Below are 7,562 nucleotides of genomic sequence, written 5' to 3' on the forward strand. Positions count from 1 at the left end.
ATCGCAACCTCGAATATCGTTCATTATAATGATTGTATGTTGGGTATGGGTGGCATACTCGATGGACTGCGGTGGTGTGCAGAACCAGTCAGACATGTGATAATATTGCTCATGGACGACCCAAACAATTAAGCGGGGCGGTGGTATGGGAAAACAGTATGGCAGACGATGACAGGCGGTCGGCGAGCGACGGCGGGGGGAGCGGGACAGGTACGTCGGCGCTCGCGAGCTACTTCGGCTTCGCCGAGCGCGGCACCGACCTCCAGACCGAGGTCGTCGCGGGGGTCACGACCTTCCTCGCGATGTCGTACATCATCGTGGTCAATCCAGCGATATTGACGGGCGTGCCGAGCGAGAACAAGCCCGGCATCGTGCTACAGGGCTACACCCCGACGGAGGTCCAGCAGATGTTGACGGTCGTCACCATCGTCTCGTCGGTGATAGCGTTGCTGGTGATGGCGTTTTATGCCAACCGGCCGTTCGGTCTGGCACCCGGACTCGGGCTGAACGCCTTCTTCGCGCTGACGGTCATCGGGGCGCTCGGCGTCCCGTGGCAGACCGCGCTGGCGGCGGTGTTCACCGAGGGCGTGATTTTCATTCTGCTGACGGCCGTCGGCGCGCGCACGTACATCATCAGGCTGTTCCCGCCGCCGGTGAAGTACGCCATCGGGACCGGCATCGGTCTCTTTCTCGCCATCATCGGGCTACAGGCGATGCAGGTCGTCGTCGATGACCCGGCGACGCTCGTGGCGCTCGGGCCGGTCGCGTCGGACCCCGTTGCGCTGCTGGCGGTGTTGGGGCTGTTCGTGACGCTCGCGCTGTACGCGCGTGGCGTTCGTGGCTCTATCGTCATCGGCATCGTCCTCACGACGGTGCTCGGCTACCTCGCCACCGTCGCCGGTCTCGTCGACCCCGGTGTCCTGTTCCCGGCGACGCTGCCGAGCGCCCAGTACGACATCACGCCGCTGATCGGGGCCTTCCTGGCCGGGTTCACCAACGTCGACAGTTTCGCCTTCGCGCTTATCGTGTTCACCTTTTTCTTCGTCGATTTCTTCGATACCGCGGGCACGCTCGTCGGCGTCGGGCAGGCCGGGGGGTTCCTCGACGAGGACGGCAACTTCCCGGACATCGACAAGCCGCTGATGGCCGACGCGGTCGGCACCACGGCCGGCGGAATACTCGGCACCTCGACGATCACTACCTTCGTCGAGTCGGCCACCGGCGTCGAGGAGGGCGGGCGGACAGGGATGACGGCGCTGGTCATCGCCGCGCTGTTCCTCGTCGCTCTGGTCATCGTCCCCTTTGCGGCCGTCATCCCACAGTACGCCTCGCACATCGCGCTGGTCGTCGTCGCGCTGTTGATGCTCAGAAACGTCGTCGACATCGAGTGGGGCAACATCGCCCACGCGATTCCGGCCGGGTTGACGATCCTCATCATGCCACTGACCTACTCGATTGCCTACGGCATCGCCGCCGGCCTGATTTCCTACCCGATTGCGAAGACCGCCGTCGGCGAGTTCGAGGACATCGGCGTGGGCCAGTGGCTGATCGCCGCCGCGTTCGTCGTCTACTTCTTCGTCCGCACCAGCGGCATGCTCCAGGGCGCGATGTAGCCGGCCGAGCCGAGTCAGCCGCGGACGGTGTCGACGTATTCCATCGCCGTGACGTCGACGAGCCCGTTGTTGGTGAGTCGAAGCTCGGGAATCACTTCGAGCGAGAGAAAGGACAGCTCCATGAGCCCGCCGTCGTGGTCGAGACCGACCGCCCGGGCCGCGTCCTCGACCGCAGCGAACCCCTCGGCGACGGTCTCAAGGGGCTCGTCGGACATCAGCCCCGCCACCGGGAGCGCGAGCGCCGTCAGGCCCTCGGTTTCCGTGGCTGCCGGGTCGTAGACGGCGACGCCGCCACCGATATCGCGGAGATGGTTCGCAACTCTCGCCATCGCCCCGTGGGACACGCCTGCGACGACGACGTTGTGCGCATCGTGGGCGACGGTACTCCCGACCGCACCGCGGTCGAGACCGAGCCCGTGAACGAACCCGCGACCGATACCGCCGTTTCCGCCGTGGCGCTCGATGACCGCGAGCGAGAGGACGTCGTCGTCGGTGTCGGATTGGAGCATGCCCGCTGACCGGGGAACGCTGGTCTCCAGCCGTGCGGTCTGGAGCCCGCCAACGGCGTCGATGGCCCACACTGCCACCGGCCCATCACCGTCCGGCGCTTCGATGGCGAGGTCGTCCCCATCGACCGACTCGAACGAGACGGTATCGGTCGGCACAGTCGAAGACGGCGGCTCCGGGCGGTCGGTGGTCGGGTCGAGCACGCCGTCGATCATCACGTCTGTGGGGGTCCACGGGTCGAGTTCGTCGAGGAGGACGAGGTCGGCGGGCGAGCCGGGGCTGAGCCGGCCGAACGGAAGGTCGTAGCTCTCGGCGACGTTGATCGTCGCCAGCTGGATCGCGGTAACGGGATCGATGCCTTCGTCGATTGCCGTGGCGACGGCGAAATCGACCCCTCCATGGTCGACGAGGTCGGTCACGTCACGGTCGTCGGTGCAGAGACCGAGCCACCGGCCGTCGACCGCTTCGACGAGGTCGAGCAGGTCGAGCAGGTTCTTGCTCGCCGACCCCTCGCGGAGGTAGACCCGCAGACCGACGTCGGCCTTCGCGCGCGCTTCGTCGAGCGTGATGCTCTCGTGGTCGCTGTCGAGATGGCGCGCCGCCTCGTGGAGGTCCTCGCCCCGAACCTGTGGCATGTGGCCGTCGACCGGCAGTCCGCGCTCGCGGGCGGCGTCGATCTTGGCGTGCACAGTCCCATCGCCGGCGACGACGCCGGGGACGTTCATGACCTCACCGAGCGCCACGGTTCGGGGTGCGTCGAGTAAGTCCGCCACGGCGTCGGCGTCGAGGCTCGCGCCGGTGTCTTGCAGATGTGACGCGGGAACGCTCGACGGTACGGTGATGCGGGCTTTGAGCGGCGTCTGCTCGGCGTCATCGATTGCGGCGCGAACACCCGCCGCGCCGCAGACGTTCGCGATCTCGTGTGGGTCCCAGACGATGCCCGTCACGCCGCGTGGCACGACCGCCGCGCCGTAGTGGGGGAGCGTGACCATCGACGACTCGACGTGCATGTGGGCGTCGATCAGTCCGGGCGCGACGTACCCGGTCTCGATCTCCCGGTCGGCCGGGCGCTCTGCGAGCGCGACGATCTCGCCGTCGTCGATTGCGACCGCACCGGCTTCGAGCCTCCCTGTATGAACGTTCACCAGCGTGCCGCGAACCACGGTGTCGACTGCGGTGGTCACGGTGCTTCGGCGGCGAGCGCGTCGATATCGAGGTCCACGTTCCGCGCCTCCCGGCGGATGGCCGCCGCGTCGACGTGGGTGAACTCGCCGTCCTCGTAGAGCACGGTGCCGTCGACCATCGTGAACGCCACGTCGTCGCCGTGAGCCGCAAAGACGAGATGGGAGAGCACGTCGTGCAGCGGCGTCGCGCGCGTCAGGTCCGTCGAGAGTCCGATGATGTCGGCCTTCCAGCCTTCTTTCAACTCCCCCACCCGCTCGAAGCCGGCGGCGTCAGCTCCATTGACCGTCGCCATCTCGAAGACCGTCTCGGCGGGCGTACTCGTCGGGTCGAGCGCATCGACCTTCTGGAGCAGACTCGCCTGGCGCATCTCGGTGAACGGGTCGAGCGTGTTGTTGCACGGCGGGCCGTCGTTGCCGAGCGCGACGTTGATGCCGCGGTCGAGGTAGTCCGGAATCGGCGCGATGCCAGAGGCGAGTTTCATGTTCGATGACGGACAGTACGTGACGTGCGTGCCGGTTTCTTCGAGCACCTCGCGCTCGGTCTCGTCGGTGTGGACGCAGTGGGCGAGCACGACGTCTTCGCCTGTCAGCCCGACCTCGTCGAGCCAGTGGATGTTGCGGTGGCCGGTCTCGCGCTCGACGGTCGCCACCTCGTCGCGGTTCTCGCTCGCGTGCGTGTGGATGGTCACCCCGTCGTATCGGTCGGCGAGCTCGCGCGCGCCGCGGAGACACTCTTCGGTGCAGCTTACCGCGAACCGCGGCGTCACCGCGTAGCGAATCCGGTCATCGAATGCGCCGTGGTACTCCCGAATGAGCCGCTCGCTCTCGGCGAGGCCCGCGTCGGTTTCTTCGAGGAGACCGTCGGGTGACTCCTGGTCCATGAGGACCTTCCCGAGTCGCCCCCGAATACCCATCTCGCCGGCGGCCTCGAAGGCACGGTCGGCGTGAGCCACCGAGAGGTGGTCGATACAGGTGGTCGTACCGCTCTCGATGCATTCGAGATAGCCGAGTTTCGCGGCCGCCTCCATCCCGTCGGCGTCGAGGTTCGCCTCCATCGGGAGGATGTACTCGAACAGCCAGTCCAGCAGCGCCGTGTCGTCGGCGATTCCCCGTCCGAGACTCTGGACCGAATGGATGTGACCGCCGACCAGTCCCGGCGCGAGCACGTCGTAGTCGGCGCTCGCGTGGCCGGGATACCGTTCTTCGAGCGACGACGCGTCGCCGACGGCTTCGATTCGGTCGTCCTCGACGACGACTGCCCCCTCACGGATGACGGTATGTGCATCGGCAACGACAGTGCCACGTAACAACATAACGGAGTAGTCGTCTCGGTCGACGAACAAAAAGGTTGTTGGGCGTCGCTAATCCTCGTCCACAACGGGACCGTCCCCGGATAGCTGGGTATCGGTCTCGGCATTCATCTCGGTTTCGGGTGTCCGACTGGAGCCCTCGGGAATCACGATGTTGAGCACGAGTGCGCTGATGCCGCCCATGATGAGACCGGAGCCGATGACCGTCTGCACGATCTGGGGGAAGTTCGCGATGGCATCGGGACGAACCTCGACCGCCAGCCCGAGCGCGACCGAGACCGCGAGGATGGTCGTGTTGCGGTGGTTGAGGTCGACCTCGCGGTCGATGATGCCGACGCCACTCGAAAAGATCATCGCGAACAGGATGAGCGCGCCGCCGCCGAGGACGGCGTCGGGCATCGCAGTGACGAGCGCGGCGACCTTCGGGACGAATCCCGCGACTATCAACAGCCCGCCGCCGATGGCGACGACGTACCGACTGAGAACGCCGGTGAAGTTGACGACGCCGACGTTCTGGGAAAAGGAGGTGTTCGGGAAGGCGCTGAAGACGGCTGCAATGGCACTCATGATGCCGTCGGCGAGCAGCCCGCCGCGGAGTTCGTCACGCGTCGGTTCCCGGTTCGCCGCGGCCACGACACCGGTCATGTCGCCGATGGTCTCGACCGCGGTGACGGCATAGAGGAAGGCGATGGTGATGATGGCACTCGGCTCGAAGGCGATGCCGAACCTCAGGGGAGTGGGAACCGCTATCCAGCCGGCCTGTGCGACCGCCGAGAAGTCGGCGACGCCGAGGGCGATGGCGGCGATGTAACCGACCAGAATGCCGATGAACACGCTCGTGATGCGCAGCACTCCCGTGAAGAACTGGTTCAGCCCGAGCGTGACGAAGAAGACGAGCGAGGCGAGACCGATGTTCATCAGCGAGCCGTAATCGGCCGCGCCGGCCCCGCCGGCGGCGTAGTCCATCCCGACCGGGATGAGCGTCAGCCCGATGAGCATCACCACGATACCGCTCACCAACGGCGGGAAGAACCGGTCGATGTGGTCGTACGAGAAGCCGATGCCGACCTCGACGAACGCGCCGACGAGACAGGCCCCGAAGGCCGCCGCCAAACCGAACTGGCTGCTGATGGCGACGAGCGGACCGACGAACGCGAAGCTCGTCCCCATCATAATCGGGAGGTTCGAGCCGACGGGACCGACGGTGAACACCTGCACGAGCGTCGCCGCGCCAGCCACGAGCAGCGCCATCTGGACGAGGAACGTGGTCTCGCCGGTCGCGAGTCCGACCGCACCCGCGATGATCAGCGGCGGCGCGACGTTGCCGAGGAACATCGCGAAGACGTGCTGGAGACCGAGCGGTATCGCCTCGCGCAGCGGTGGCTTGTCGTCTAGTTCGTACTCGATGTGGTCTGCAGATTGTTGTGACATGATATCACAATGCACAGGTGAGTGTGTGCCTACATATATTTTCGTCTGGGCACTACAGTCTTCAGTACTGTATATTTATATATTGCAATCATTCATGTGGATTCATCGCGGGACGTCGTATCGAAAGGACTACCGAATCGGGAGAGGCCCGTTGCGGGGCTATTTGTCGGAACGACTGGTCCACTCGCGCTCGGTCATCGAATCCAGTCCGGCACGGGAGAGCACCTCGTCGGCACGTTTTTGCGACTCCGCAAGCAGGTCTGGGTAGCGCTCGTCGATGTCTGGCACCACACCGTTGTCCATGACGACCTCTCCCTCGCAGATGACGGTATCTATCTCGTGGCCGTGCGTCTGGAACGCCAGCGTCGATGCGATGTTCTGAGACGGCGTCAGATGCGGATAGTCGAGACCGACGAGCGTCAGGTCGGCGCGCTTGCCCGCTTCGATTGAGCCGAGTTCGTCCGCCCGTCCGATGGTACGAGCGCCGTCGATGGTGGCCATCTCCAGGGCTTTCTCGGCGGTGACGGCCCCTGCATCCCGACGGTCCGCTCGATGGATGAGGGCGGCGTACTGCATATCCGACAGCGGGTTGATGGTATCGTTCCCGCTCGGGTTGTCGGTGCCGAGACCGACCGTGACCTCGTAGTTGGTCATCGTCGGAACCGGTGCGACGCCGGAGCCGAGCATCAGGTTCGTGAGCGGATTGTGGACGACCTTCGTGTCGGTCGCTGCGCACAGACGAATATCCCGTTCGTCGACGTGAACGCAGTGGGCCAGCACCGCGCGCTTGCCGAGATAATCGACGGCGTCGAGATACTCCACGTGGCTCAGTTCGCCGTGTTCCTCGTGGACCGTCTCCGAGGCGTGGGTGGTCGTCATCGTCTCCCGTCGTTCGGCGAACTCGGAGGCCGCCGACAGCCCGTCGTCCGTCGCCGTCACCACGTTTTCCGGGGCGATCCAGACCTGCTGTCGACTGTCCGGCGACGGGTCGTGGTATCGGTCGTAGACGTCACCGATCCGTTCGAGGGCGGCGTCGGTCCCGCTTAACGAGGCATCCATCGGAACGTGCTCGACGGCCGGCTCCTTTCGTGTGACGTGACCGACGAAATCGCTCAGGTTCGATGGAACGTCGTCGTTGTCGCGAAACGCCTGTGCGTAGATGTTTCGGAGGCCAGCGGAGTCGTATTCGTTCAATTTCGCTTCGAGAATGGCCTCGGACTCGTCATCCCACATGAGAAACACCTCCGGGAATTCGACGAAGGTCGTGATTCCCGCACGGAGGGCTTCGGCGGCGAACAGTGCTGACGCGACGGCGTGATCATCGGGCGTCATGGCGTAGATCGTCGGCTTCTTGACGTTGAACAGCCAGTCGTACAGCGCCCGCTCGTTGCTCACGCCGCCGCGGGCGAGGATGTCCGCGACGTGGGTATGTGGGTCGATCATCCGTGTTCGGTTAAGGCCTCACCTCCGCGTTGAAGGCGTAAGCCACTCGTTTGTTCAGGGTAAGGCGTGATCTC

General features: G+C 65.2%; 5 protein-coding genes. 1 reads left to right on the forward strand and 4 read right to left on the reverse strand.

The features are described 5' to 3' along the window. Nucleotides 1–158: 158 nt before the first annotated feature. A complete protein-coding gene (locus ACQUQO_RS05135) occupies nucleotides 159–1,613 on the forward strand; it encodes an NCS2 family permease (RefSeq protein ID WP_435076881.1) in 1,455 nt (484 codons plus the stop codon). A gap of 14 nt (nucleotides 1,614–1,627) precedes the next feature. Here ACQUQO_RS05135 and ACQUQO_RS05140 read toward each other — a convergent pair whose 3' ends face one another. From ACQUQO_RS05140 to ACQUQO_RS05155, 4 genes are all read right to left on the reverse strand, one after another. Further along, nucleotides 1,628–3,304 (reverse strand): adenine deaminase, encoded by a 1,677-nt coding sequence (locus ACQUQO_RS05140; RefSeq protein ID WP_435076882.1) that lies wholly within the window; start codon nucleotides 3,302–3,304, stop codon nucleotides 1,628–1,630. After that, nucleotides 3,301–4,617, reverse strand: coding sequence for a 5'-deoxyadenosine deaminase (locus tag ACQUQO_RS05145; protein WP_435076883.1), 1,317 nt, complete (start codon nucleotides 4,615–4,617; stop codon nucleotides 3,301–3,303). Before ACQUQO_RS05145 ends, ACQUQO_RS05140 begins: the two co-directional genes overlap by 4 nt. A 48-nt stretch (nucleotides 4,618–4,665) precedes the next feature. Continuing rightward, on the reverse strand, nucleotides 4,666–6,045 hold the full coding sequence (locus ACQUQO_RS05150) for a uracil-xanthine permease family protein (protein ID WP_435076884.1): 1,380 nt from the start codon (nucleotides 6,043–6,045) through the stop codon (nucleotides 4,666–4,668). Between the two features lie 159 nt (nucleotides 6,046–6,204). Then, entirely contained in the window at nucleotides 6,205–7,488 is a 1,284-nt protein-coding gene (locus ACQUQO_RS05155) for an amidohydrolase family protein (RefSeq protein WP_435076885.1), read from the reverse strand. Between the last annotated feature and the right edge of the window lie 74 nt (nucleotides 7,489–7,562).

The sequence above is a fragment of the Halococcus sp. AFM35 genome (genome assembly GCF_051195015.1).
Taxonomy (GTDB): domain Archaea; phylum Halobacteriota; class Halobacteria; order Halobacteriales; family Halococcaceae; genus Halococcus.

What these genes read in the sequence shown, in the direction of transcription:
- ACQUQO_RS05135 (WP_435076881.1), top strand. Translation starts at nt 159, where the DNA reads ATGGCAGACGATGACAGGCGGTCGGCGAGCGACGGCGGGGGGAGCGGG.
- ACQUQO_RS05150 (WP_435076884.1), bottom strand. Translation starts at nt 6,045, where the DNA reads ATGTCACAACAATCTGCAGACCACATCGAGTACGAACTAGACGACAAG.
- ACQUQO_RS05145 (WP_435076883.1), bottom strand. Translation starts at nt 4,617, where the DNA reads ATGTTGTTACGTGGCACTGTCGTTGCCGATGCACATACCGTCATCCGT.
- ACQUQO_RS05155 (WP_435076885.1), bottom strand. Translation starts at nt 7,488, where the DNA reads ATGATCGACCCACATACCCACGTCGCGGACATCCTCGCCCGCGGCGGC.